The following is a 26,140-nucleotide window of genomic DNA, read 5'->3' on the forward strand; positions in this document are numbered from 1 at the left end:
CGTCGAAAAGCGGATATCCATGGGTCCCGAACTTAGTTTTCAAACGCCGCATCAAAACCCCAGATTTGCCGCAGATAACCTAAAGTCGTTTCAGACGCCTTTTTGTTCAAAGGCACACCATTGCGCACGGAGTGATTTAGCCTGAGGTGACGATCGCCCATCAAGTCCACGTCAACAATCTGAATATCGGGATCGTGTTCCGAAACGTCGAAACTGTGCGCCAGGGTATCGCGCACCTGGTGATAACCGCGCTCGTCATGAATTGCGTCGACTGTGTAGAAAGGTTTCCCCTCGTCATCGGTCAGCGAAAACATGCGGAAACGGCGCATGACATTGGGGCTGAGGAACTGCTGAACGAAACTCTCGTCGCGATAGTTGGCCCAGGCATCCTTCAATATTTCCCGCCACGCGCGGCTGCCCGCTATATCCGGAAACCATTCCCGGTCCTCCTCGGTCGGGTCGGTGCAGATGCGCTGAATATCCTGCATCATCGCGAAACCCAGCGCATAAGGGTTGATCCCCATCGCATTCGGAGCGTCAAAATCGGGCTGCGTCAGCACGTTGGTATGGCTGTGCAAGATTTCGAGCATTGCGCCGTCCGTCAGCAGACCGGCGCTGTGCAACTGATTGGTGATGTAATAGTGGACGAAGCAGGCGCATCCTTCGTTCATCACTTTGGTCTGGCGCTGCGGATAGAAATACTGAGCTATGTTGCGGACGATGCGCAGAACTTCACGCTGCCAAGACTCCAGTACCGGGCTGTGACGTTCAACGAAATAAAGCAGGTTTTCTTCCGGCAGCCCCATTTCGCGCTTGCGTTTCCGCGCCTCTTCATCGGTCTTCGACGATTGCGTGGGATGGTCGAAGGCGTCCCACAGGTAATGTACCGCCCGTTCCTCTTCGATGCGCCGCTCACGCTGCCGGGTTCTCTCATCCGCGAGCGACGAGTGTGGCGGACGCCGGTGCCGGAAAACGCTCGACGGCATGAGCGCGTGGGCCGCGTCGAGTAAATGTTCAACCTCACGTTCCCCGTGCTGTTCCTCGCATTGGGCTATGAAACCGCGCGCGTAGTCGAGGTAGTCGAGAATACCTTGCGCATCGCTCCACTGGCGAAACAGGTGATTGTTCTTGAAGAAATGATTGTGCCCGAAGGCCGCATGGGCAATCACAAGAACCTGAAGCGCCATCGTGTTGTCTTCGAGACAGTACGAGATACAGGGATCGGAATTGATCACGATCTCATAGGCAAGACCGTTTGCGCCTTTGCTATAGGCTTTCTCTTCGTGAACGAACCGCTTCCCAAATGACCAGTGCCGATACATGAGCGGCATCCCGGTCGACGAATACGCATCCAGCATTTGCTGATACGAGATGATTTCGATCTGGTTCGGATAGACGTCAAGTTCGAGGTCGTCGATCGCCACACGCTCGATCGCGTCATAGCTGCGTTGGATGGTATCGAAATCCCACTCTGCACTTTCAAACAGCGGTTGCTTTGCTTTGGCCCTGTCAGCCATTGGAAACTCCGTTCGTCTTGCGCGCAAACAGCTCGTGCAGAACCGGGTAGATGTCGCTGGCGCGCGCGATCCGTTTCATGGCGAAGTTTGGCCAGGCCTCTGCGACCTGCCGGTACGAGCGCCACAGTTCCATACCGTTATCTTCGCTGTTCATCAGATTGGCTTCGGTCTCTTCGACGATTTCCGTGTAGGCGAAGTACTGGCAGCACTTCATCAGCTCGCTGTTCAACAGGTCGGCGCACAGTTGCGAATCTCCGCTGAAATTCTCACCATCTGATGCTTGCGCGGCATAAATGTTCCACGATGAGGGCGGATAGCGGGCATCGATTATCTTCTTCATCTCGTTGAGCGCACTGCTCACCACCGTGCCGCCGGTTTGGCGAGAGTGAAAAAAGGTATCCTCATCGACTTCCGCCGCGACCTGGGTGTGGCGGATGAAGACAAGTTCGATCTTGTCGTAGCGTTGCTTGAGGAAAAGATGCAGCAGGACGAAGAACTGCTTGGCAAGGCTCTTCTCGCGCTCGCCCATTGAGGCCGACACGTCCATCAGACAGAACATCACCGCATTCGAGGCCGGCTCGGGACGCATCTCGAAATACTTGTAACGCACATCCAGCGGATCAATGTAGGGAACGATCTGACGTCGCCGCAGCATTTTGTCGAGCTGTTCACGCAGCTGCTGCCATTCCGCTCGTCGCGCCGCATCTGGTTTGTCCAGCGCCTCCAGCTCTTCGACCTGTTGCGTGAGAGCCTGTATCTCGGCGTTTGTCGGACGCCGCATTGCAAGTCGTCGCCCGAAAGCATTGCGCATGGTTCGCGACACACTGAGGTTGGCGGGCGTCCCGGCGGCGGTATAGCCCATGCGATGCGGTTTCGAGATGGTAACTTCTTTCAGGCTACGCTTGACCATGTCGGGCAGTTCGAGATCCTCGAAGAACAGGGAAAGAAACTCGTCCCGCGACAGAACGAACATGAACTCGTCCTCGCCCTCCCCATCGGGCGCCCCTTCACGTCCACCTTGCCCGCTCTGACCTGCTGGAGGTTTCTTAAGGCGGTCCCCTGCCTTGAACTTCTTGTTTCCAGTCAGAACCCGATGTCTGGAACCGCCCTTGCTGTCATGCTGAAAATGCGGTTCTGAGATCCCGTCTGACGGGACCGAGATGTTTTCCTGCTGGCCGACATCAGCGATTTTCCGGCGCCGGACACTTTCGTCTACCGCTTCTTTGACGGCAGAGCGAACCCGGCGCAGAAATCGCCTGCGGTTCCCAAGATTCTTATCTTTGGGGTTTAGCCTTCGGTCGATGAAATGGGCCATTTGAGCATAGACTCCTCATCCTGCCTTGTTGACCCGCATGTACCATTCAACCAAGCGCCTGACCTGTCGGCGCGTGTAACCACGACCGATCATGCGATCGATGAACTCGTTATGCTTGGCTTCAGTTTCTTTATCCCGCTTGGCACCAAAACTGATGACCGGCAGCAGATCCTGAATCTGACCGAACATGCGCTTTTCGATGACCCTTCTCAACTTTTCATATTTGCGCCAATCAGGGTTACGACCGCGGTTGTTGGCCCGCGCGCGCAGCACGAACTTGACCACTTCGTTCCGGAAATCCTTAGGGTTGGAAATTCCAGCCGGTTTTTCAATCTTTTCAAGCTCCTGTTCCAGAACGCTGCGATTGAGGATCTGGCCGGTATCCGGATCCTTGAAGTCCTGATCTTCGATCCAGGCATCAGCAAACGCGATGTATCTGTCGAAAAGGTTCTGACCAAAGTCAGAATAGGATTCCAGATAGGCTTTTTGGATCTCGTTACCGATGAATTCCGCGTAGCGTGGCGACAGGTCGTCCTTCATGAAAGACAGGTACCGGCTTTCGACCTCGTCAGGGAATTGTTCGCGTTTCACCGCCTGTTCCAGAACATAGAGCAGATGAACCGGATCGGCACCGACTTCTTCGGTGTCGTGGTTGAAAGTCTCGGACAGTACTTTGAACGCAAAGCGCGTGGATGTGCCGGTCATCCCTTCGTCCACCCCGGCCGCATCCCGGTATTCCTGCACTGACCGCGCTTTTGGGTCGGTGTCCTTCAGCGTCTCACCGTCATAGACGCGGAGCTTGGAAAATGTCGGCGAGTTTTCATGTTCTTTCAACCGTGTCAGAACGCTGAACTGGCTCAGGATGGACAGCGTTTCTGGTGCACATGGGGATTCGCCCAGACTGCTTTCCTCAAGCAACTTCTCGTAAATCCGGGTCTCATCCGAGGCACGTAGGCAATAGGGAACCTTGACCAGACTAATCCGGTCCAGGAATGCCTCGTTGTTCTTGTTGTTTTTGAACTGCTGCCATTCCGCTTCGTTCGAATGTGCAACGATGATACCCTGGAAGGGGAAGGCACCGATGTTCTCTGTGCCCGCATAAGACCCCTCTTGCGTGGCGGTCAGCAGGGGGTGCAGCACCTTGATCGGCGCCTTGAACATCTCGACGAATTCCATCAACCCCTGCGTGGTGCGGTTCAGAGCACCGGAATAGGAATAAGCGTCCGGGTCGTTTTGGCTGAATTCCTCCAGCTTGCGTATGTCGAGCTTGCCGACAAGCGAAGAAATATCCTGGTTGTTTTCATCGCCCGGTTCAGTCTTCGCAACGCAAATCTGGCGCAGCTTCGACGGATAGAGTTTGACGACCGAAAATTTGGAAATATCGCCGTCGAACTCTTGTAAACGCTTGACGGCCCAAGGCGAAATCAGACCGTTCAACAGCCGTTTAGGGATGTTGTACTTGTTCTCCAACAGATCCCCCATCCGTGCACGGTCAAATAGACCAAGCGGAGATTCGAAGATTGGGCTGATCTCGTCACCTGCCTGCAGGACATAGATCGGCTGCCGCTCCATCAGGTTTTTGAGGATCTCGGCGAGCGTTGACTTACCTCCGCCGACCGGACCCAAAAGATAAAGGATTTGCTTACGTTCCTCGAGACCCTGGCTGGCATGGCGGAAAAAGCCGACGATACGCTCGATGGTTTCCTCGACGCCAAATATGTCCTGGAAGGGTTTGTATCGCTTAATTGTTCTGTTAAGAAATATGCGACTGAGCCGAGCCTCCTGACTGGTATCGATAAGGTCTGGCTCGCCAATCGCGGCGACCATCCGCTCGGCGGCGGTAGCCCGCATAGTCGGATCTTCACGACATTCCAGCAAGTAGTCCTGCAATGTCATTTCGATGAGCTTTGTCCGCCCATACTCTTCTGCAAACTGCTCGAAAATCTCCATCTCAAAAATTCCTCTAGGTTTCGTACTCCTTCGTCCCAGCGCGCTAAGTTCATCCTAGTGTACCACAAATTTGGTCCGTAATTGTTTAATTTCTAATCACAATTTGTTTCCCGTCCGTTGCTCTGCTGAAACTTGTACTCCTAAAAGCCTGCAAAACCCGCCACTACGCGACCTTTTTTGCCGCTTGGGGCGTGCCGACACTCTACCCTCGATTTGGCTTTGCCCTAGCCGATGAGTCCAATGCGCGACCTTAAGGTGCCGTCATTCTCAAGATAGCTGGCGCCAAATCCATAACGCAGCCCGCGGCCCAGTTCGCGGGTAAGGCCCGCACTGACGCTCCACATGTTTGACGAAAGCGATACGGAACTGCCACTTGCCGCACCGTCGCTTTGGCTGCCGCTGACAAGGAAATTGGGCCGGAGCACATCAATGGCACCGCTTCGTTGGGGAAATGGCAGCCGTTCAAAGAGACCATACTAAGACCAGTCCCAGAACTACTTGCGCGAAACAAATGTCAGAGCAGGCTGCCCTGTCAATCTGAACCAAAAGTTTGCGTCGCACCCATTTTGTCAGCGAGTAATTCGTTTTCAAACAAAGCCAAGAGGAACTGCCCCGCGCCGCTCAATACCCTCTCGCCGGATCGCAGATATTTTCCAACACAGCGCCCTCAAGATACCTGTTGAGGTTTTCTGCGAAGAACGCGGCGGAAACAGATTTCCAGCCTGCCGCAGCATCCGCATGGTGCGGAGAGATCACAACGCCGGGCAACTCCCAGAATGGCGAGTCTTTTGACAAAGGTTCGGTTCGGAAGACATCGAGATACGCGCCTGCAATCCGTTGCTCGCGCAGGGCGGAACACAATGCCTCCTCGTCCACTTGCGCACCTCGCGCCGTATTGACGAGCCGCGCGCTGGGTTTCATCCGGTTTAGAAATTCGGCATCGACGAGGTTTTGCGTTTCATCGGTGTTCGGAACATGAATGCAAACAAAATCCGCACGCGGCAGGGCGTCGAACACCTCTGACATTGCAATCTGTTCATCGACATCTTCACAGGGCCGCGTTGAACGGCGCGCACCGATCACATGGGCACCGAACATACGCAAACGTCGCGAGACCAAGGCTCCGATGCCACCAAGGCCGATAACCAATATCGTTTGCATCGACAGGCTTTGCCATGGTTGCTTTTCCCAGACATGTTGTTTTTGCTGCTCGAAATAGGTCGGGAAGCCGAAGTTCATCATCAGGATCGCGCCGGCAACGGTTTCGGCCATGAAGCGGCTGGAAACACCTGCGCTGTTGGTGACGGTGGTTTGATCTGGATTCCAATTGTCGAGATGGTCGATCCCCGCCCCGCCGTTGTGCATCCATTTCACCGAAGGATAACCGAGCGCAACCGCATGGCTTAACGCCGGATACCGCCCGCCGTGCAACCCGAACACGACCTCGGGCTGCACCCGCGATAGCGCGTCAGAAACCGATTCTCCCTCGTTGCAGGTTTCAAACTCGCACGCGTCAAAGCGCTCGCGGAGGTTTGGCAGATAGGGCTGGACACTGTCGTCAATGATCAGAACACGCTTTGCCTTGTTCATGTGCCTAAACCTCCCCTGTCATCACTGCGCCAATCGCTATCGCAGTGGCCGCACGCACCGGATCGACGACAATTGCGCCCGTTGCTTCCTGGAGGCGCGAAAGATGCCGCGACATGCCGGCACAGGCCGTGATCAACACATCGGCACCGTCTTCATCACGCAACTGGCGCGCAACTTTTACAATTGCATCAAAAGCTTCTGCTTTTTCCGTTTCAGCCACGTTGAAGCCAAGCGGACGGTCTCCCGCGCACAGCGACCTAAGCCCACGCAGGGCCATATCTCGCGCATGTCGGCGCACAGACCAATCAGAAACAGAGATAACGCCAAACCGGTTTCCAAGCGTAAGCGCCGTCGCGACAGCCGCCTCGCCGATGCCGATCACCGGCCGATCGGTCAGCGCGCGCGCGGCCTCCAGTCCCGGATCGCTATAGCAGGCGATGACAAAGGCGTCGGCTTCTTTGTCTTGCGCGATCTGCTCTGCAACCAGCGGCGCGACGTTTTCAATGTCTTCGTCGCTTGCGATACCAGCCGGCCCCTCGCGAAAAGTGACACAACCGATCCGGATGCCGCTTTGCCGCGCAAAGGGCGCGAGCGCTTCCGCCATCCGGTCGGTAATATCTTGAGTGGAATTCGGATTAATAATGCGAAGCAAAGCCACCTTTAGAAAACCTCCGCGCCGAAGTTCCAGGTCGGGTCAAGCTCGGGGGTTCGTGTTCCCGGATAGCCGGTGAAATCGGGGCGATCACGGTGAATGAACTTGCCTCTGCCCAGTTCAGCGACCAGTTCACAGTTCTCGATCACAAGTTCACCACGCGACATCACAGTCACCGGCCAACCTGTAACCTCCCGACCTTCGAACGGGGTGTAATCCATATTGTCGTGCTGGTTCTCAACTGTGATCCGGCGTTTCTCGTTCGGGTCCCAAATTGCGATATCCGCGTCCGCACCGATAGCGATGGTGCCCTTGCGCGGGTGCATACCGTAGATTTTTGCGGCATTCGTCGCGCTAAGTGCCACAAACTGGTTCAACGTGATCCGCCCGCCATTCACACCTTCGGAGAACAGTAAAGGCAGACGCGCAGCAATGCCTGGCATGCCGTTTGCGATCTGTTTGAAGGTCGCATCCGGCCCTTTCGCCAGCTTACCTGTGTCGTCAAACCGGTATGGCGCATGGTCGGACGACACAACGGAGAATGTTCCGGCCTGCACATGCCGCCAGAGCGCTTCCTGTGTGGCTGTGTCGCGTAGAGGCGGTGAACACATGAACTTTGCCCCCTCCATTCCTGGACGATCCAGATCCTCTTTCGTCAGGAACAGATATTGCGGGCAGGTCTCGCCAAAAATCTTCGCGCCTTGCAGACGGGCGTCCGCCACAAGCTTCGCACCTTCGGGCGTAGAGACATGTACAATCAGGAGCGGCGCATCAAGGAACCGTGCCAATGTGATCGCACGGTTGATCGCCTCGATTTCCGCCGCTGCCGGATGGCTGATCGCGTGATAGCGCGGCGCGGTGTTACCGCCTTCGACAAGCCGGTCGGAAATCCATTTGATAATGCCGGAGTTCTCGGCGTGAACCATGGTCATTGCGCCATGTTTCTTGCCAACTTCCAGCACGTCGAGAAACTGGCTGTCATCGATCTTGGTCAGATCATAGGTCATGAACACCTTGAACGATGTTACCCCCCGTGCGAAGGCTTGTGGCAGCTCTTCTTTCAGCACCTTCTCGGTCGGGTCCGAGACAATCAGGTGATACCCATAGTCGATTACGGAAGACCCTTCGGCACGGCTGTCATAAAGCTCGAGTGTTTCGGTTACGCCCATTCCGCGATGCTGCGCCGCGAAGGGCACAAAGCTCGAATTGCCCCCGTAGGCCGCCGAGATCGATCCACTACGGTAGTCGTCGGATGTCATTCCGCCGGTGGAGCTTTCCTGAGCGATATGGCAATGCGCCTCGATCCCACCCGGCAGCACAAGCTTGCCCGTTGCGTCGATCACACGTTTAGCGTCACCGAGATGGTGTCCGATTGCAACAATCTGTTCGTCGCGAATAGCAACATCAGCCTCGAACGTATCACTCGCTGTGGCGATTGTGCCGCCGGTAATTACTGTGTCGAATTGAGACATGATAGTTTTAATCCTCGTGTTCAGTTCATTAGGACGCTGGGCAGCCAAAGACTAATGGCAGGGAAGGCAATGAGCAGGCTCAGCACTGCCAGATCGCACAGCAGGAAGGGAAAACACCCCTTATAGATTTGCTCAAGCGATATGCGCATATCTTTGGGAACAGCGCCTTTTATCGCGAATACACTCAACCCTACGGGAGGCGTGATCGCACCGATCTCGGTGAGTTTCAGAGCGATAACGCCGAACCAGATCGGATCGTAGCCAATGCTCTGCAATACGGGCAGCACGATAGGCAGGGTCAGTGCATAGATACCGACGGGCACCATGATCATCCCCAGCAGGAAGAAAATCACCATGATCCCGAGCAGGATCGCAAAGGGCGGAAGGCTCGCGTCGGCAAGCCACATTGTAATCTCTGCTGGCAACCCTGTTACGGCCAGCACGCGACTGTAGAACAGCGCACCGACGTTGATCAGAAACAGCATCGCCGTGATGTTCGCCGCTTCGCGCATGGAATTTGTCACATCCGAAACTTTGGTAAAGGACTTCAGATACCAAGCAAAAAACAGCGAGACCAACGCCCCAGCAGCCGCAGATTCGGTTGGTGTGAATACACCGGAATAGAGGCCACCAAGCACAACGAAAGCAATGGTCAGAACCGGCCACATGCGCCCGACCTCACGCCGTCTACTGCCCTTACGCATTTCCGCGTTCGCTTTGAGCGCAGGCGCCAAAGCCGGATTGCGCTTGACCATAATGACGATCAAAACGGCATAAGCCACTGCAGTTAGCAGACCAGGCAGGATACCCGCCGCAAAAAGCTTGCCGATCGATTGTTGGGTAAAGAGCGCATAGATGATCATCATCATCGACGGCGGAATCATCGAGGCAAAGGTACCAGCCGAAGCGATCACACCGACAGACAGGGATTTGTCATAGCCGAGGCGGTTCATTTCAGGCAGCGCCATCCGGCCAAAGATCGCGGTCGTCGCAATCGATGAGCCGGAAATCGAGCCGAACACACCGCAGCTAAAGCAGGTGGCGATCATCAACGAGCCCGGAAGACGATGGGCAAGAGCATGCACCCCATCATAGGCGCGTTTGGCAAGCCCGCCGTTCGAGGCAAAGGCGCCCATCAGGATAAAGAGGGGAATTGCCACCCATGTCGGTGTTGCGATCGAGAAATAAGAGACCTGTCCAAGCAGAGAAACCGAACTGTCTAAGCCGAGCAACAGGGCAGAAACGATGAACCCACTGAGTAGAAAGGCCAGTCCGATCTGCAACCCGATTGACATCAGGATCAGGAGCAAAAGGACGCAGAGTGTTCCGGCAATTATAAAATCCATCTAGTTGTCCTTTCTTGACAGACGCACAAGTGAAAAGACCACATCACTCGTAGTCAGCGAGATGCTCGAGATCATTCTGTTTGGACGGTTTGACGCTGTTCAGGATGGCCTGAGCCAGAAACACGGCCAGCCCCAGCACCATGACAAACTTGGTTGGCCATGTTGGAATCTGAACCGCTCCGGCAATAGCCTCTTTTTGGACGTAGGCTTTTTCCGCATTCTTGAATACCGCGAAAAGCAAAATGCAAATTGTCACTACCGCTAAGAGCTGGGAGAACTGCAGCAGCCTGCGCCGCGCGCCTTCAGAGAGCGCATTCGTGACAAATTCGAGGCGCACATGCTCGTTATATTCCTCGCAGCGCGCAAAGCCCAAATAGATCACGATCATCATCACGAACACCGAAACCTGGGCCATATCCTGAAGCGGCCAACCAAAGAGGCGCGCGACGAAATCCGCGACAAGAATCAACATCATCGCGATCAATAGCCAGCCGGTAAACCCCGACAACGCGGCGTTAATTGCAGATAAAAATCGTTGCATGGGGGGACTCCTGGCTGTTTCAAGTGCCCGCTCTCGCAAGAGCGGGCGCTCCGTGAGTTACTATTTCAGCTTCAGTTATCGCGCCATTGCTTCGGCATGAAGCTCGCGCATCTTGGCCATAACTTCTTCTGCGTTTTCAAGGCCGACAGCTTTAGCGTCCTTGATCCATGCTTCCTGCAAGGCAGTCAGCTTGGAAGGGTCCGACCATTTTGCGATATCGTCATCCGAAAGCTCGACAACGGAATAGCCAGCTTCGACCTGCGCGTTGTAAATTTCGTCGAAGGCCGCATTGTAGACGTCGGCAAACTGTTGTTCGGCGTAACGGGATGCTTCGATCACTTGCTGACGGGTCTCTTCGGACAGTCCGTCAAAGGTATCCTTGTTCATGAAGTGCACGAAGGGTGTCGCATACCAGAGCTTCTTGGAGATCAGGATATTGCTGGCAACCTCGTCGAATTTCATCAGATGCATACCGTCATAGTTAGCGAACACACCGTCAATCGTGCCGATTTGCAACGCTACATAGACATCACCCCAAGGAACCGACACCGGATTTGCACCGGCCGCTTCAAGATATCGTAGCAGCCACTTGCCGCCTGCGCGCCACTTGTCGCCATTAATCCCGTCGATTCCCGACATTTCCTTCTTGCCGAAAAACGCACCAGGCAGGCCAGCCGTCACAACAAGCGGCACAACACCGGCGTCTGTCAGCTCGTTCTTGAGAGCAGGAATCTGCTCGTAGGCTTGGTGGTACAGCCATGCCTGATCCTCGAAATTCTCAGGCCCTGTTGGGAACATCGAAAAGACAGTATGCGCTACCATTCGGTTGGGATAGTGGCCCGGGAAAGCGAAACCCACCTGCGCAACATTGTCCCCTACGCCGCCGAGAACTTCCTTGGGGCCAAGCAACGTCCCGCCAAAGAAGGCGCGAACCTTGACGTCGCCATCGGTACGTTTCTCGATTTCTGGCAACCAAACGTCACGAACGAAATCGGTACGCATACCACCGGTGGCGTCGTGATCCGAATATTTCAGTGTTTGGCTCTGTGCAGACAATGTGGTTGCAGCAAAGAACGTTCCCGCCACAATGCATCTACCGATATGTGTGATGCTTCCCATTATTTTACTCCTTATTGTGTCCCTGTTGTTGGTGAGAATTATTGTTTTTCGGCCTCTTAGATGTCGTCTGGAACTTCAACGCCGGTTTGGCTGCTGATGATGCCATAGTGTTCGATACGTCTGTGCTTGGCGTAGTTGAACACTGTCTCTTTCCCCATTTTTGCGAGGTCAAGATCACATGTCGCGACGATCAACTCGTCTTCGACTGTTGACGCCTGAGCGATAATTTCGCCCGACGGCTGAACGATGCAGGAACCGCCGATCAGCATACATCCGTCCTCAATGCCTGCTTTTGCGACGCCAACCACAAAGGTAGAGTTCTGGTAGGCGCCAGCTTGCAAGGTCAAATGGTTGTGGAACATACGGAGGTGGTTCGGCTCCGGTGCGGCTGTGTTACGGTCGGGAGTGTTGTAGCCGAACATTGTCAGTTCAACGCCTTTCAGCGACATGACGCGATAGGTTTCGGGCCAGCGCCGGTCATTGCACAGACCCATCCCCATGATGCCCCCTTTGCAGCGCCATACCGGCCAGCCCAGATCGCCGGGTTCGAAGTAGCGTTTTTCGAGGTGCTGCCAGGGTCGGCCCTCGTCAAGATCAGCATGACCCGGCAAGTGGATCTTGCGGTATTTGCCGATGATCTTTCCCTTATCGACCAAGATCGCCGTGTTGTAGTGATGACCGTCTGGGGTCAGCTCACAGTATCCAAGGTAAAAAGCGATATCAGCCTCTGCTGCGGCGTCAAAAAGCGGGCGGACGGCATCATTTGGCATCTCGCGCTCGAAATGATGATCCATCTTGGTGATGTCTTCTTCATAGTAGCGCGGGAAAAAGGTGCTGAGTGCCATTTCGGGGAAAACCACCAGCCCACATCCGCGGGATTTGGCTTCGCGTAGCAGCTCGACCATACGGGCAACAGCGCTTTCACGAGATTCACTCGGTTGGATCGGTCCAAGCTGGGCACCACCAACGATCAACTTACGGCTCATTATGTTGTCTCCTTGACTAGATCGCCTGACCCTTGACCAGAGCCACGACAAATTTTTTGCCAAACGTCTGTTTTATCCAGGTTTTTTAAATAGTTGAGAAACCAAATCGGCATCAACGTTGCCGCCGGAACAGATGATAATTGCGGTTTTTCCCGCAAGCGGAATGCGGCCCTCAAGGGCTGCGGTGAGGGCAACAGCGCCACCTGGTTCGACCAGAACCTTGGCTTCCTCGAGCGCAAAACGCATTCCGCGTTTCACCTCGTCATCCGTAACCGTTACCGCCGCCTCAAGGCGTTCGCGGTTCACCTTGAACGGCAGCTCAGCAGGGATCGGCGCAAGCAATGCATCACAGATCGACCGAGCGGTCCGGTCTTCGATTTCAAGCCGTTTTCCTGCCGCAAGGGAGCGTTCGGTATCGTTGAACCCCGTCGGTTCGACGGCATAGAGCCGGGTCTTTGCGGAGATGGCATCCAACACCGTGGCGCAGCCCGCGCTCAGCCCTCCGCCGCCACAGGGTGTCAGCAACACATCAGGGCACAGCCCCAAGCGTTGAAGATCCTGAACCGCTTCCAGAGCAACCGTGCCCTGCCCGGCAATGATCGCCGGATCATCACCGGGCGGAACAATCACCCCACCCCGCTCTGCACAGATTTCCGCAGCAATCAGTTCGCGCGATTCTGTGCTGCGGTCGTAGAACCGGATGGTCGCACCGGCGGCTTCTGCTCTGGCGATTTTCGATTTCGGCGCGCCTTGTGGCATGACAATCGTGGCTTGCTGGCCGAACAACCGTGCGGCGGTCGCAATGGCCTGACCGTGGTTGCCAGTAGAATAGGCAATGACCGATTTTATGCCCTCGTCGTTCAGTTGCGACAGGCGGTTGACCGCTCCGCGAAACTTGAAGGCACCGGTGCGTTGCAAGCTCTCGAATTTGAGAAACACTCGCCCGCCTGTACGTTCGTTCAGGGCATGACATTCCACCAGCGGCGTGCGGAGCGCGATGCCTTCGAGCCGATTGGCGGCACGCAGGACATCGGAAAATGTTGGTGGTGTCATGGAGCCGGCATGCAGCTCGGTGTCAACGATCATGGATCAGGTTCCTATTGTTAAGGGAGAAACAAGGCGCTCTAGCGTGGCGATCACGGATAGCGGCGTGATGCGCCCTGTGGCGGGGTTTTCAACAGTTTCGATGTTTTCCATCGAAATCTCGAAACGGGTCACCTCAGATTCAACAAGCACGTTGTGGGTGTTCCGTTGCAACGCCGGGTCCGCCCACACCTCGTACTCTGTGTTCTCCGGCCCCCATCCGGCCATCGAGAGCGCAACGGCAACGTTCACGTTCGCAGGAAACTTCTGGGCTGCGTCGGAAACTGTACCCGCATAAAGCCGCAGTGGCTCTTTTAGTGCGCTAAGGTCGAGCCCAGCCTCAACGACGAAGGGTGCGTTTGCCAAACTGGCCGGCGGTTTGCGGGTCCGCATAACAACGCGACCAGAGCCGCTTTTCGCCGCTGCGCGCACCGCGTCCAGCCCTGCAATGGCACCGGAGGCACCGATGATCTTTGCCCCTGTTTCAGCGGCGCGGCCAACGAGATGTTTGTTCAGAAGCATCTGCGTCATCGACACGACAATCAGCGTCCGCCCGTTGCGAACGGCCGGGTCCGCCAACTCTGCAAACTGCGCCGGCGGCAAGGCTTCGACGAGCACTTCCGCGTGTTCGGCGAGTTCAGCGAGAGGTACGGCCAACGGTGGGGTGCTAAAACCACCCGTCAATTGCTTCACTTTTTCAGTCGAGGATGAGGCGACCGCAGAAAGCTTCAGGCCGGGAACTCCGCTGTCCAACCAGCGGGCCACCGGCATTCCGATGGCACCCAAGCCAGCAATACCAACGTTTAGACAGTCTGCGTTTTCTTGCACTACACGGCCCTCTTTGGGAAATCGTTCACAAAGAAGACTTAGATATGGGAAAGAAAAACTTCATATGATAAATTTGCTATAAAAATAACGGAAAGTTATATTATGAAGTTGCGCCACCTTGAAGTTATCCATGCGGTCATAACGCACGGAGGGGTCGTCGCTGCCGCAGATGCGCTTTCGGTAACGCAACCGGCCATCAGCAAGATGCTCCACGCCGCAGAAACAGATTTGGGCCTGACGCTGTTTGAAAAAGTCGGGCGGCGCCTGGTTCCGACCGAAGAGACCGAACAACTGTTTGAGGAGATCGATCCGATCCTCACCTCCTTCAAATCCGTGCAGGACCGCATCGTCGATCTGCGCGAGGGGCGCTTGGGTATCCTGCGCCTTGCGGCAACACCCGGCCTTGCTGATTCCATCGTGCCCGAAACCCTCGAAAAAGTTCTGAGCATGCGGTCAGGCATAAAAATCTCACTGGATATCCGGCGCCGCGAGAACATTCTCAAGATGGTTCGCTCCAACGTTGCGGAACTTGGCTTGGGGCCGAATTCAACGGACGCTCCCGATATCATATCCACACCAATCGACAGTGGCCGCATCATCTGTGTGTGTCGGCCTGACCATCCGTTGGCGACGAAAGGCGTAGTGGGGCCAAAGGATTTTTCCGACCAGCGCATCATCATGATGACCCGCGGGTCACCCTTGCATACGTTGATCGCATCTGCCTTTGACGCGGCAGGCCAACCGCTCGAATGGGCGGTTGAAACGCCTTATAGCGCCAATGCCAGCACGCTGGTAAAAGCAGGGCTTGGGGTCGGGTTGGTCGACAGCTACGTCACCCCGCAAATCTTGTACCACGGGCTCATCATCGTTCCCTTCGAGCCGGTGCTGACCGTGAATGCCTATCTCTATCGAGCGCGCTACCGGACGCTGAGCAAACTTGCAAAGGTCTTTCACGACACGCTCACCCGACAAACCTAAACCCCGCTGCAACTCCGCGCGCCAAACCGGCTTGATCCAGCCGCCAAAACGCCCTCAAAACACCAAAAGGGCGAGGATTTTCACCCTCGCCCCAATGTTTCCCGCGGTATTGCTGCATCCCCCAGCAGACGCACGGGATACATTCGGCACGGTCATTACAGACCGGGCGCGTCAGATCGCGGCGACCAATTGCACCTCGACAGGCGCATTTCCCGGAAGCGTGGCAACGCCAATCGCGGCACGCGCCCCGACCCCATCAGGGCCGAGCACCTCTTGCAGGTGCAATGACGCAAAATCGGCCAGTTTGGCGTGCGCGGTGAAGCCGGTTTCTGCGGCGATAAACACCGTCAGGCTCACAACGCAACCTAGATTCTCACCTTCTCTCAACTGGCTTCTCACCGCAGCCAGCGCGTTCTCGCACGCCAGAACGACCGCCTCTCGGTAGTCCTCAAGCGCCGCATCCGCGCGCACAGGGCCGGTGGCCATCAGCTTGCCATTCACCCGTGGTGTCATGCCAGAGCTATAGATGGTCGCCCCATGACGCTTTGCCGGAATATAGTGCCCCTGAGGTATGGGGAGAGCCTGTGTCACGCGCGGTATCTTTCGATCAAGGTCGCCATACGCTCAAGCGCGGCCACCGAAGCCTTGTGATCCTGCGAGAAGTTGAACCGAACGCTGTCCGCAGTATGCGGGCTGAACTCGGTTCCCGGCGTTACTGTAACACCGGCCTGAAGGCGCAGAATCTTGACAAAATCCGCGCTATCAACCGAAAGCTTCGGCAAGCGGGGGAACAGGTAGCTTCCTGCTCGTGGCGTCCGCGCGACGACACCGTCAACACCGCGCAGGATTTCGAGAAGGTCGTCGCGGATTGCCTGATGGCGGCGGATGCGTTCGTCCATCCAGCCCTCCGGCTCGTCAAACCAGCCGCGCAGTACGGATTGGGAATACCCAGCGGCCCGCAGACTAACGATGGCCTGAAGTTTCTCCATTCTCGCAATGATTTTTGCCGAGCCGAACGCAACCCCCAAACGGAAACCCGACAAGGATTCGGTCTTGGACGGTCCCATGATCGTCAGCACGTTTTCAGGGTTCGGGCAGGACGCCCTCAAATGGGTGTATTCCACGCCACTGTACCGTAGACGGGAGTAAAGTTGATCCACGATCACAAACACACCGTAGCGATCGGCCAGATCGGCAATCTGGCGGATTTCCTCGGCGGAGTAGATTACACCAGCAGGGTTGTTGGGGTTGGAGAAGAGGAAGAGTTTCACGCCAGCCTTGAACGCGTCCTCAAGCTCTCCGAGATCCAGCCCGGCCTCGTCGCCGGAAGCCTCGGTGTAGTTTATTTGCACGGGAACAATCTCGCCTTCAAAGAACTCCACCAGCTTCCGGTTTGCGAAGTAATCTGGCTGAACGATCGCCACCTTTTCACCGCGTGTCACTGTCGACGCAATCGCGAGGAACAACGCGCCTTGAGTACCGGGTGTGATGATCAGCCCATCCGCTGCATTGACCGGTGCTCCGGTGAAATCTGCCAGACGTGGCGCGAGCAATTCCCGAATGCCAATATCGCCACGATATTCGGTATAGGCCTGAACACCGCCGGCTTTGTAGCCTGCCTCAAACAGCTCGAAAGCGCCGGGAGTCGGCTCGTGCGCATCCACATCACCATGTGAAAAATCTATCGGCTGCCCTTCAAGAACATCCCCGAGCATCACTTCTTCAATTCCGGCAGCGGCTTGGCGAACCTCTTGCCCCGGTGCGTTATCGGTCCCCAACTTGTTGAATTTACCTTCGATTGACATCGCATACTCCTGAAAGCGAATTGGCGCGAAGCCCATCTGCCTCGCGTATCGAGCTCCTATCTACGCTTAGATTAACCCCAAAAAAAGTTTGCTACACGTATCTTAAAAAGATAGAAAATCTATCTTATGGATACGCGATTTCTGGAGTCCTTCGTTGCCATTGCCGAATGCGGATCGATTGCCGAGGCCGCCCGCCGCTTCAATCTCACCCCCGCCGCGATGTCCCAAAGGCTCCGCGCGCTCGAAACGGAATTGGGCCACAAGCTGATACGGCGCGCTGGCCGGACCGTGCGTCCGACCGCTTCTGGACTGGCCGTTTTGCGCCACGCGCCTTCGGTGCTCGGAAGCATTGAAGATCTGCGCTCAATCGCGGCCGACGGAGAACCGGCAGGACGCTTGCGGATCGGGGCAACGGCCACCGCTTTGTCAGGGATACTGCCTGATGCCGTCGCCCGTCTGGGCGCCTCCTATCCAAAAATCGAGTTCTTCCTGCAACCCGGGTCATCCGCAACGCTGTACCAGGGCGTGCTTGACGGCGAATTGGATGCCGCCGTCATTGTGCACCCGCATTTTGCGATTCCGAAATCTCTGAACTGGCTGACAATCAGGGAGGAGTTCATGCTGCTGATTGCAGCGCATGGCATCGACATCACCGACCCGAACGCCGCCATCATGTCACATCCGTTTATCCGCTATGACCGCAATCAATGGGGCGGCCAGATCGTCGAGCGCTATCTTCAGCGGCACCATTTGAAGGTACAAGAATGGCTCGAACTCGACGCGCTGGATGCCATCGCCTCGATGGTCAATCAGGGGCTCGGCGTGGCGATCGTACCGGATTGGGCGCCGCCATGGCCAGAGGGGTTAACGCTTCAAAAGCACAAGCTGACAGATTGTGAAATTCGCGAGACCGGGGTTCTTTGGTCATCCTCCAGCACCCGAAGTGCGGCAATCAACGCTTTCGTCAGCATCTGCTCCGCTTCAAGAGGCGGCGCTTCAAGGTAAACCTAGAAAACGCTCGTGGTGTCTTGGCAGAGAGCGCCCGGAACAATTTGACTCACAAAAGATACAAAAAGCGCGCTTCGCCGCTGTAATCGAGAGGCTCCCTGACGACAGCACACCGTAATTTCGAGCGTAGATACCGTTGCGCGCTCCGCTAAGCGTGCCGGTCGTGGCCACCGTCCCATCGCCGCCGCCATAAACGACGGTTCGAAGCGCGTCATTGGACCTCGAAATGGTTGTTGACTCATTGTTGTCGGTAAAGGTCACGCCCGAGTTACTAAACAGATCAATGGCGTTATGGGAATTGAAAGGCTCAATGCCAAAGCCCGGCGTCGTTTCTACAGTTATGGACGCGCCGTTGATGATTGTCACACTGATGTCGTTGATCGGATCAGCCGGCCGGAACACAAATAAATGCTGGGGATATGCCATAGTAGGCAGGCTATCGTACAAGCTAAGGTTTAGCGCGCGTGGAAGTCTCACAACTCACTGCGTGAGTTTGCAAAACACTTCTCCATTCGCACGGCGTTTGCCGCCCGAGTCCTAGATACCTATGGGTTTGCCTATAGCGAGACTCTGGCTCACCGGTATCGTTCGGACGAGTTGTTGCCACAAATAGCGGATGAACAAGGGATATCACAAAAGCTCCTCGTCAAGTTGATCGAGGCAACTGGAACAAAGGTATCTAAAGGCCGAAGACGCCCAATGTACGACGAAGAAAAAATCTCACTTCGGTACGCAGAAGTTAAGTCCGTGCGCAGAATTCAACTAGAATTTGGTATGTCATGGGCCACCGCAAACAAGGTCTTAAAAGAACTAGGCCTCAAATAGACGGGTACACCTTCATCAGCGCTCGCGCGAATTCCAGTAGAAAGGTGGGGCGGAGAGCTGACCTTCACTGCGGGTGCAAAGAGGTGATGCCGTCGAGGCGAAGCGGACGTTCAGCCTTAGTTATAGCAGCCAATTTGAGTGGGCTACTCAAAGGTCGCGCATTGTCGATATTTCGTGACATCAGTTGGACTGCGAGCAGGAGGGTCCTATGCAGCGCCGACTTGCCGCGATCAAGGCTGCCGATGTCGTTGGTTACTCGCCGTTGATGGGCGGCGATGAAGCGGGGGTTTTGTCCGCCCTCAAAGCGTTGCGTTCCTATATTTTAGCGCTGCGATCGACAGACATCACTAGCGCATAGTCAAGTTGATGGGGGATGGCTCCCTTGTCGAATTTGCTTCGGTCGTCGATGCCGTAAACTGCGGTATCGAAGTTCAGAGTGCATTGGCTAAGGGTACTCCGACCCTCGCCGATGGGTCGCGGCTGCAACTTCGGATTGGGATAAACCTCGGTGATATCATGATCGCCGATGGGGATCTGTATGGTGACAGGGTGAATATAGCCTCTCGCATTGAAAGTCTGGCTGACCCTGGTGGTGTCGCGGTATCTGAGAGTGTCGCTTGCCAGGCAATCGGTAAGGTGGATACCGAAATTGAAGACCTCGGTCTGCACAGTCTTAAGAACATTGCTGAACCGGTTCGGGTTTTCCGGGTTCTTCCTGAAGGAGCTTCAGCCCCCGGACAGCGATCAAACAGGTGCCCATTGTTGGCCAGTGCATTGGTGCTGGTTGGATTGTGTGCGCGGGCCTATTGACGTGGTGGATAGGCATTGATCGCATGTCGCCCGACGCCAAGAATTTTGATGAAACGACTCTGTTTACGGAACCGACCGGCCCGACGATTGCCATCCTTCCATTTCAAAACCTCAACAACACTGATGCTCGCGATTTGTTGGCGATAGGCATTGGCGAAGACATCATCGTTGAACTGGGAAACTATCAGGACCTTAATGTTCTTTCGCGTCAATCTACCCATGCCGTTGATACGACAGAAAGTGACCCACGCAGTATCGGGCAAACATTCGGAGCGGACTATGTGCTGGAAGGCTCGGTTCGGCAGGTTGCAGATCGCCTGCGCGTGACGGCACTGCTGATTGAAACATCATCGGGTTTTCAAGTCTGGTCGGACACGTATGATGAAAGTCTCACGACATCAAATATTCTCGATGTTCAATTGCACATTACCGACAAAGTTGCCTCCGCAGTCGGGGATTCTGGTGGGGCGATAAAGCGTATTCATGCAGGGCGCGCGCGTGCAAAACCGCCTGAACACCTTTCGTCTTACGAATGTTCCTTGCTGCGTGTTGGTTTTCTGAACCGACGAGATATGCAAGAGCGCGTCCGAGGCTGTATCTTGAGGGTTGTCCAGGAAGAACCCGATTATTGGCGCGGTTGGGCACAATTGGCCGAAGCACTGCTGACTGATGTGAAGCTTTTCACCGGGCTTTACCCGGGGACAGAGGAAGAGAAAACACAACGCGCTGAAGAGTCTGCGCGGAAGGCGGTGTCGCTGACCCCGTATTCTGCGCGCGCTCACTTCCTTCTGGCGCTTGTGCTTCAGATTCAACGTGATCTTGACGGGTTCTTCTCGTCTGCCGAAACGGCGCTGGCATTGGGGACAGATCGTTATTTGCAAGGGCATATCGGCTATGAGTTCATTTGGTCCGGGCGTTTGGATTTGGGCGCTGCTCTTGTCGAGAACGCAATTGCGCTTGACCCAAATGCAACAGACCCAAACTGGTATCAGGCGCTCGCCGAGTATCATTTCCTGAACGGAGATTATGAAACAGCACTGAGCAGCTATCGTAAGGGGGCACAGCCGGATATTTGGTGATCGGTTTCCATCAAGGTAGCGATTTTAGCCGAGCTTGGCCCCCGCGACGCCTCAATTGCCGCGCGGAACAGGCTTAAAAATACTCGGCCGGGGATAAAGATCGCGGACATTGTCTGGATGTACCGGCGCTTTGCGCGGCCGGAAGAACATATACTGCATTTCGTCAAAGCCTACAGGGCGGTGGACATGCTCTATCAGAACTTCAACCTGCCGCAACTTCGAGACAATTTCTTCTGGCTTGGGTCGCTTGTTTGCCATTCTAGGTCCTCCGTTTCCTAATCTTAACGGTGGAACCATTCAATTGGGGAGGCTCAGCACCCCGGATAGCGTCAGATAATTCCAGCGTGAATCCGGGATGTTTGCTATCCAAACGCCGGATAAGTACAATTCACTACAACTGGCAACACCTTTTCAAAAAGTTCATTCAAACCTCACTTAGGGGCTTCGCCAAAGTACCCCCCCCAAAAAAGCGATCATTGCCAACAACACACAAACCAGTATCCCAATTACCAACAGTGCTCCGCTTCCTCTGGCGAAATATCCCAACGAGATTAGGCCAGCCACGAAGATGCCAACTAAAAAGTACAGTACTGTATTGTCCAACTTAACCCCCGCATGAGCCGTCTAAATACAAAAACTACTTGCTCCGCAAAAACCGATCTAAAGGCCGTTTGAAAGGCGACGTCAAACGGCTTTCAGTGATTGTCGAATGCCATGCACTGTGGCGAACAAGACCGGGACCAGGATCATTGTGAGCATCGTACCCACCGTCAAGCCACCCATGATCGTGATGGCCAATCCCACCCAAAATACGTCCGGCAGCAGCGGTATGACGCCCAGAACTGTTGTTGCTGCAGCCAGCACAACGGGGCGAAGCCTAGAAGCTCCGGCATTCAAAACCGCATCGTAATCCGGTTGACCTTCGGCCAAGTTGTCATTGATCTGATCGATCAAAACGATCGCATTTTTGATCATCATACCTGCCAGGCTCATACCTCCAAGCAGCGCGACAAATCCAAATGGCGTATTCGTCAGCAGTAAGCTTGGAACAATGCCAATTAGGACGAACGGTACCGTAAGGAAAATGACCAGCGGTCTGCGGTATGAGTTGAATAGCCCGACAACGATAAGTGCCATGATCGAAAACGCAGGTATCATGCCCGGTATCAAGGACGCTTGCGCAGACACGGTGTCCTCGTACTCTCCGCCCCATTCCATGCTGTAGCCGGGCGGGAGGTCAGCCTCCAAAGCTTCAAAGTCGGCAAGAACTGCTGCGCGATAGCTTGGCAGCGTTACACTGTCGATCGGATTGGCCTGGACGGTCAGAACCCGGCGCCGGTCGCGGCGATTGATCGTGGGGTCTTCTGGCTGGACATTCACGCTGCGAACAACCTGCGCCAAGGGGACAGGCTCCGTTGAAAACGGGGACTGCAATTGCAGCAGTTCAAAGTTGTCAACGGCGGCGACATCTTCCGCGCCGGGCCGGACGATGATTGGCAGCAACTCATCACCTTCGCGGTAGAGGCCGACCGAGCGCCCGTCAAAAGCACGTTTCGTCGTGTTGCCAAGATCTTCATAGGTGATGCCGGTCCACCGCGCTCGGTCCTGATCATAATCGGGGACGGTTTTCAGAACGCGATTGCGCCAATCGGTACGCGCCACCTTGGTCCATTGGTGCTGATCCAGGATCGCAACGGCTCGGTCGCCAATTTCGCGCAAGGTCTCAGGATCGGCATCTGCTGGGCCGATGATGCGGTTCTCGAACGCCCAGGTATTGCTGGGGCCCACACCGAATTGGCGCGTGAAAGACGTCGCCTCGGGCATATTGGCCGATATCCACAGCGAGATCTCTTTGGTCATCTCGGGAATGTCGCGGTAATCCTCGACGTTCACTATGACTTGCGCGTAGGACGGGTTTGTTCCTTCCGGGTCGACGGGCAAGTAGAAACGCGGCGGGCCAGCCCCGATGAAGCTGGCGATACCCGTTACCCGGTCGTCCATCTCCACTTGCTCTTCGATCCGCGTGATCGCCTGGGATACGGCTTCGATCCGGGTCCCCTCGGGTGCGTAGTAGTCGATCATGTATTTGGTCATCGACGACGTCGGGAAGAACAGCTGTGTGACAGAGCCAAAGCCAACCCCGGCAATGACCAGAGCGCCCACGGCCACTCCGATCGTCAGGTAACGAGCACGGATCGCGGCAGCCAAAAAGCGGCGGTAGACGGCGTAGAAGCCGGTGTCGAAGGTCTCGCTGGCCCCGCCCTTTGGCTCTGGCAGCATGGCAACGCACTGCAGCGGCGTGACCGTCATAGACAACAACCAACTGACCAGCAGCGCAATCCCAACAACCGAGAAGAGCGTCCGACAGTATTCTCCGGCGCTCTCAACGGACGCGAAGATCGGGTAGAACGCCATGACCGCAACGAACGTGGCCCCAAGCAGTGACATGGCCGGGCGCGTGGCGGCATCGATTGCAGCTTTCGCGCGATCCATACCTTGCGACATCCGAACCATAGCGCCATCGGCAACGACGATTGAGTTGTCGACCATCATGCCAAGCGCGATGATCAACGCGCCCAAGGACATGCGCTGCAGGTCTATGCCCAATGCTGCCAATGGGATGAAGGTGGTAAGGATCGTCAGGATCAGTCCGCTGCCGATGATGATCCCCATGCGAACACCCATCGCCAGAGTCAAAACGACCAGAACGATCGCGACGGCTTGCCCAAGGCTGACCAGAAAACTGCTGACGGCGAGGTTCACGTCATCGGACTGCCAATGAACCCGTTCGACCTCGATGCCCACCGGCAGGCCTGCGATCAGTTCAGATACTCTCGCGTCTACGGCCTCGCCAACGCTGACGACATTGACGCCGGACTGAAAGGATATCGCCAAGCCAATAGACGGAAGACCGTTATAGCGCATCATCGTCGTCGGTGGATCGGCGTAACCTTCCTTGACCTCAACGACTTCACCAAGCCGCAGCAGTTCGGGTCCACGTGCCTGACCACTTTGGGCCTGATCCAGACCACTTGGACGTACAACCAGATCCGCGATGTCCGTTGGACTGGTGAAGGTACCGCTTGGCGCAATGCGCATACGGTAGTCACCGATATTCACGCGCCCGGCATCCACAATCGCGTTCTGGGTCTGCAACGTGTTGAGAATAGTCTGAGCTGAAACGCCTAGAGCCGCCAGAGCTTCTTCGCGCGTTTCCAGATAGATGACCCTGTCGCGCTCACCCCACAGATCGACGCGTCCTACACCGTCGATCAAAGAAAGCTCGCGCTTGAAGTCCTCGGCGAAACTGTCAAGTTCCTGAGCCGAAAACCCATCAGAGGTCATCGCCAAAAGAAGACCGAAGACATCACCGAAATCATCATTGATGGCAGGACGGCCTGCGCCCGGAGGCAGGTCTGTTTCAACGTCCCTGACTTTGCGGCGCAGCGTATCCCAGATTTGCGGCAGTTCATCGGACCAATAGTTCGGGCGAATCTCGACTTTGATGGTCGAAAGCCCGGCCCTGCTTTCGCTCGAGATGTAGTCGATTTCTTTGATCTCTTGCAGCTTAAGTTCAATCCGTTCCGTGACCTCCTGCTCAACTTCTTCAGGACTGGCCCCCGGATAGGGAGTGGTCACGACCGCTGTTTTGATGGTAAATTCGGGGTCTTCCAGCTGTCCAAGGCTGAAGAACGCTGAAATGCCGCCCAATGTGAGCATGGTAACCGTGAACCAAATGAACTTGGCATTGCGGATGGAGAAAGCCGCGAGACCCATTATTCCGTATCCTCAGAAAGTAGCGAAACCTTCTGACCCTCTCGCAAAGAGTTCGCTCCGGCAGTGACAACCACGTCGCCGAACTCCAGCCCCCCGCTGACCGCCACCCCTTGCGATCTGGGTGTGCCAAGCGCAACCTTCCGCGCGGTCACGGTTTCCGAGCCGGTGTCAAAGACCCAGACATGGGGATCGGTTTCCCCTTCGGGCACGAAAACCGCGCTGGCAGGAACCATGATCGCATCAAATGGCTCGTGCCCTTCCTTTGGCTGACCACGGACGCGCCCTGCCATGCCCGGTAGAACAAGAGCATCTTCCGGTTGTTCCATAATCAGCGTGACGGGGAAGGTTCGGGTCGTTGCCGAAGCCTCTGATCCGATTTCACTGATTTCGGCCGGTAAAACCACGTCCCCTAACGCATCAAAAGTGACGGTAATGTCCTCGACATGTGGGATCAGGGCGATGTAGCGCTCGGGGATATCGATCACTACTTCGATGTGCTCGGCATCCAGAATGCGCAGCACCGGAGTCTGCGCTGCGACTTCTTCAAAGTCCTCTATGTACTTTGCCACCACGCGGCCATCGAACGGTGCCGCCAAGCTTGTATAGGTCAAGTCCAGAGTGGCCCGGTCCAGTGCGCCTTGAACAGAATTGATTGCCGCCTGAGCTGATGTTTCGCCTGCGACAAACCGGTCGAGTGTCGCCTGAGCCGCGACATCTTTCTCAACCAATGAACGTTGGCGATCCGTTTGGAGTTTGGCATTGTCGAACGTCGCCTGAGCACTTTCAAGTTCTGCAGTAAGTCGATCAACCTCAGCCTGGTACGGGGCGGGATCCAAGGCAGCAACAACATCACCCTTCGCCACCAGGTCGCCAACCTGAACGTCCACACCGACAACATTGCCCGGAACGCGAAAAGCCAGAGACACCTCGCGCGCGGCTTTGGCTGTTCCGACAAAGTAGCGGTCATGCAAACTGGACAGGTCGGAAATCTCGGTTGCCCTGACGGGACGGACGATCGCTTCGGCTGTTTCCTCTTCCTTCTCCCAGCAACCCACAAGCAACAAGAAGGCAAATAACCAAACAGATAATCTCTTCATTTTTCCCCTCCGGTGCCGGTCGTTTTTTTTGCAGTCTCCGTGTACGTGGCCCAACCAACCATAATGGCGCAAAAAGCTTTTTGAATTGTATGCACTTATCAAACAAAGTCAAAAAACGGAATCTGTTTAGGGCTGGTAAAGAGAATCCCGACCACATTTCGTCAAATTACCATCGCTTTAGGTTGGCAAGGCAACTTCGCAGTACGATGCAACCTCAAAATTACTGTTTGTCTTTTGGGTGCGATTGGAGACTGTTCTTCGAATTTTGTTGCGGCGACGGGCTTTGTTGCACAAACCGGGGTTTGAGCACAGTTCCCGTTTCCCCAGACAAACCTATCCTACGGACACTGTGACGAGTATCA

23 protein-coding genes are annotated in these 26,140 nt (G+C 55.5%); 5 read left to right on the plus strand and 18 right to left on the minus strand.

Translation table 11 applies throughout. The features are described from left to right. Nucleotides 1-32: 32 nt before the first annotated feature. The 12 genes from ACR0KW_RS09125 to ACR0KW_RS09180 all read right to left on the minus strand — a co-directional run bounded on the left by ACR0KW_RS09125 (nucleotide 33) and on the right by ACR0KW_RS09180 (nucleotide 14,399). The gene (locus tag ACR0KW_RS09125) at nucleotides 33-1,517 is read right to left on the minus strand and encodes a SpoVR family protein (RefSeq protein WP_480804685.1); all 1,485 of its coding nucleotides are present in this window, start codon (nucleotides 1,515-1,517) and stop codon (nucleotides 33-35) included. After that, on the minus strand, nucleotides 1,510-2,832 hold the full coding sequence (locus ACR0KW_RS09130) for a YeaH/YhbH family protein (RefSeq protein WP_480804686.1): 1,323 nt from the start codon (nucleotides 2,830-2,832) through the stop codon (nucleotides 1,510-1,512). The genes ACR0KW_RS09125 and ACR0KW_RS09130 overlap by 8 nt, the downstream gene beginning before the upstream one ends. A 15-nt stretch (nucleotides 2,833-2,847) precedes the next feature. Further along, on the minus strand, nucleotides 2,848-4,782 hold the full coding sequence (locus ACR0KW_RS09135; protein WP_480804687.1) for a PrkA family serine protein kinase: 1,935 nt from the start codon (nucleotides 4,780-4,782) through the stop codon (nucleotides 2,848-2,850). A gap of 621 nt (nucleotides 4,783-5,403) precedes the next feature. Continuing rightward, the gene (locus ACR0KW_RS09140) at nucleotides 5,404-6,372 is read right to left on the minus strand and encodes a D-2-hydroxyacid dehydrogenase (protein WP_480804688.1); all 969 of its coding nucleotides are present in this window, start codon (nucleotides 6,370-6,372) and stop codon (nucleotides 5,404-5,406) included. A gap of 4 nt (nucleotides 6,373-6,376) precedes the next feature. Then, a complete protein-coding gene (locus ACR0KW_RS09145) occupies nucleotides 6,377-7,030 on the minus strand; it encodes an aspartate/glutamate racemase family protein (RefSeq protein ID WP_480804689.1) in 654 nt (217 codons plus the stop codon). A 2-nt stretch (nucleotides 7,031-7,032) separates the two neighbouring features. Next, a complete protein-coding gene (gene hydA / locus ACR0KW_RS09150; protein ID WP_480804690.1) occupies nucleotides 7,033-8,496 on the minus strand; it encodes a dihydropyrimidinase in 1,464 nt (487 codons plus the stop codon). A 20-nt stretch (nucleotides 8,497-8,516) separates the two neighbouring features. Further along, nucleotides 8,517-9,842: a TRAP transporter large permease gene (locus tag ACR0KW_RS09155; RefSeq protein ID WP_480804691.1), complete on the minus strand. Its 1,326-nt coding sequence runs from the start codon at nucleotides 9,840-9,842 to the stop codon at nucleotides 8,517-8,519. A 43-nt stretch (nucleotides 9,843-9,885) separates the two neighbouring features. Further along, complete coding sequence (locus ACR0KW_RS09160; protein WP_480804692.1) at nucleotides 9,886-10,383, minus strand: TRAP transporter small permease; 498 nt, start codon at nucleotides 10,381-10,383, stop codon at nucleotides 9,886-9,888. Between the two features lie 75 nt (nucleotides 10,384-10,458). Continuing rightward, the gene (gene dctP / locus ACR0KW_RS09165; protein ID WP_480804693.1) at nucleotides 10,459-11,502 is read right to left on the minus strand and encodes a TRAP transporter substrate-binding protein DctP; all 1,044 of its coding nucleotides are present in this window, start codon (nucleotides 11,500-11,502) and stop codon (nucleotides 10,459-10,461) included. Nucleotides 11,503-11,558: 56 nt separating this feature from the next. Continuing rightward, nucleotides 11,559-12,488 carry an N-carbamoyl-D-amino-acid hydrolase gene (locus ACR0KW_RS09170; RefSeq protein WP_480804694.1) on the minus strand — a complete coding sequence of 310 codons (930 nt, stop codon included), beginning with the start codon at nucleotides 12,486-12,488 and terminating at the stop codon, nucleotides 11,559-11,561. 72 nt (nucleotides 12,489-12,560) lie between these two features. Beyond that, nucleotides 12,561-13,574 (minus strand): threonine ammonia-lyase, encoded by a 1,014-nt coding sequence (locus ACR0KW_RS09175; RefSeq protein WP_480804695.1) that lies wholly within the window; start codon nucleotides 13,572-13,574, stop codon nucleotides 12,561-12,563. Nucleotides 13,575-13,577: 3 nt separating this feature from the next. Then, nucleotides 13,578-14,399 carry an aspartate dehydrogenase gene (locus ACR0KW_RS09180; RefSeq protein WP_480804696.1) on the minus strand — a complete coding sequence of 274 codons (822 nt, stop codon included), beginning with the start codon at nucleotides 14,397-14,399 and terminating at the stop codon, nucleotides 13,578-13,580. A 102-nt stretch (nucleotides 14,400-14,501) separates the two neighbouring features. Between ACR0KW_RS09180 and ACR0KW_RS09185 the strand changes: the two genes are divergently transcribed. After that, on the plus strand, nucleotides 14,502-15,377 hold the full coding sequence (locus ACR0KW_RS09185; protein WP_480804697.1) for a LysR family transcriptional regulator: 876 nt from the start codon (nucleotides 14,502-14,504) through the stop codon (nucleotides 15,375-15,377). A 171-nt stretch (nucleotides 15,378-15,548) separates the two neighbouring features. Here ACR0KW_RS09185 and ACR0KW_RS09190 read toward each other — a convergent pair whose 3' ends face one another. Together ACR0KW_RS09190 and ACR0KW_RS09195 are read right to left on the minus strand one after the other, a co-directional pair. Further along, the gene (locus ACR0KW_RS09190; RefSeq protein WP_480804698.1) at nucleotides 15,549-15,968 is read right to left on the minus strand and encodes a RidA family protein; all 420 of its coding nucleotides are present in this window, start codon (nucleotides 15,966-15,968) and stop codon (nucleotides 15,549-15,551) included. After that, on the minus strand, nucleotides 15,965-17,182 hold the full coding sequence (locus tag ACR0KW_RS09195; protein ID WP_480804699.1) for a pyridoxal phosphate-dependent aminotransferase: 1,218 nt from the start codon (nucleotides 17,180-17,182) through the stop codon (nucleotides 15,965-15,967). The genes ACR0KW_RS09190 and ACR0KW_RS09195 overlap by 4 nt, the downstream gene beginning before the upstream one ends. 126 nt (nucleotides 17,183-17,308) lie before the next feature. Between ACR0KW_RS09195 and ACR0KW_RS09200 the strand changes: the two genes are divergently transcribed. Next, nucleotides 17,309-18,187 (plus strand): LysR substrate-binding domain-containing protein, encoded by an 879-nt coding sequence (locus ACR0KW_RS09200; protein ID WP_480804700.1) that lies wholly within the window; start codon nucleotides 17,309-17,311, stop codon nucleotides 18,185-18,187. On the opposite strand, the gene ACR0KW_RS09205 is transcribed toward ACR0KW_RS09200, so the two are convergent. After that, nucleotides 18,179-18,616, minus strand: a complete 438-nt coding sequence (locus tag ACR0KW_RS09205) for a hypothetical protein (protein ID WP_480804701.1) — start codon at nucleotides 18,614-18,616, stop codon at nucleotides 18,179-18,181. The two genes, ACR0KW_RS09200 and ACR0KW_RS09205, sit on opposite strands and share 9 nt — an antisense overlap. Nucleotides 18,617-19,223: 607 nt before the next feature. Between ACR0KW_RS09205 and ACR0KW_RS09210 the strand changes: the two genes are divergently transcribed. Genes ACR0KW_RS09210 through ACR0KW_RS09220 form a run of 3 tightly spaced genes read left to right on the plus strand, consistent with a single transcriptional unit; the run spans nucleotide 19,224 to nucleotide 20,904 of the window. After that, a complete protein-coding gene (locus ACR0KW_RS09210; protein WP_480804702.1) occupies nucleotides 19,224-19,373 on the plus strand; it encodes a hypothetical protein in 150 nt (49 codons plus the stop codon). Nucleotides 19,374-19,381: 8 nt separating this feature from the next. Continuing rightward, nucleotides 19,382-19,825 (plus strand): adenylate/guanylate cyclase domain-containing protein, encoded by a 444-nt coding sequence (locus ACR0KW_RS09215; protein ID WP_480804703.1) that lies wholly within the window; start codon nucleotides 19,382-19,384, stop codon nucleotides 19,823-19,825. A 23-nt stretch (nucleotides 19,826-19,848) separates the two neighbouring features. Beyond that, complete coding sequence (locus ACR0KW_RS09220) at nucleotides 19,849-20,904, plus strand: hypothetical protein (protein ID WP_480804704.1); 1,056 nt, start codon at nucleotides 19,849-19,851, stop codon at nucleotides 20,902-20,904. Between the two features lie 51 nt (nucleotides 20,905-20,955). Here ACR0KW_RS09220 and ACR0KW_RS09225 read toward each other — a convergent pair whose 3' ends face one another. From ACR0KW_RS09225 to ACR0KW_RS09235, 3 genes are all read right to left on the minus strand, one after another. Then, nucleotides 20,956-21,162: a hypothetical protein gene (locus ACR0KW_RS09225; protein ID WP_480804705.1), complete on the minus strand. Its 207-nt coding sequence runs from the start codon at nucleotides 21,160-21,162 to the stop codon at nucleotides 20,956-20,958. 426 nt (nucleotides 21,163-21,588) lie between these two features. Further along, the gene (locus ACR0KW_RS09230; protein WP_480804706.1) at nucleotides 21,589-24,681 is read right to left on the minus strand and encodes an efflux RND transporter permease subunit; all 3,093 of its coding nucleotides are present in this window, start codon (nucleotides 24,679-24,681) and stop codon (nucleotides 21,589-21,591) included. After that, nucleotides 24,681-25,778 carry an efflux RND transporter periplasmic adaptor subunit gene (locus ACR0KW_RS09235; protein WP_480804707.1) on the minus strand — a complete coding sequence of 366 codons (1,098 nt, stop codon included), beginning with the start codon at nucleotides 25,776-25,778 and terminating at the stop codon, nucleotides 24,681-24,683. The genes ACR0KW_RS09230 and ACR0KW_RS09235 overlap by 1 nt, the downstream gene beginning before the upstream one ends. Nucleotides 25,779-26,140: the final 362 nt, after the last annotated feature.

The sequence above is a fragment of the Ruegeria sp. CG11 genome (genome assembly GCF_056537245.1).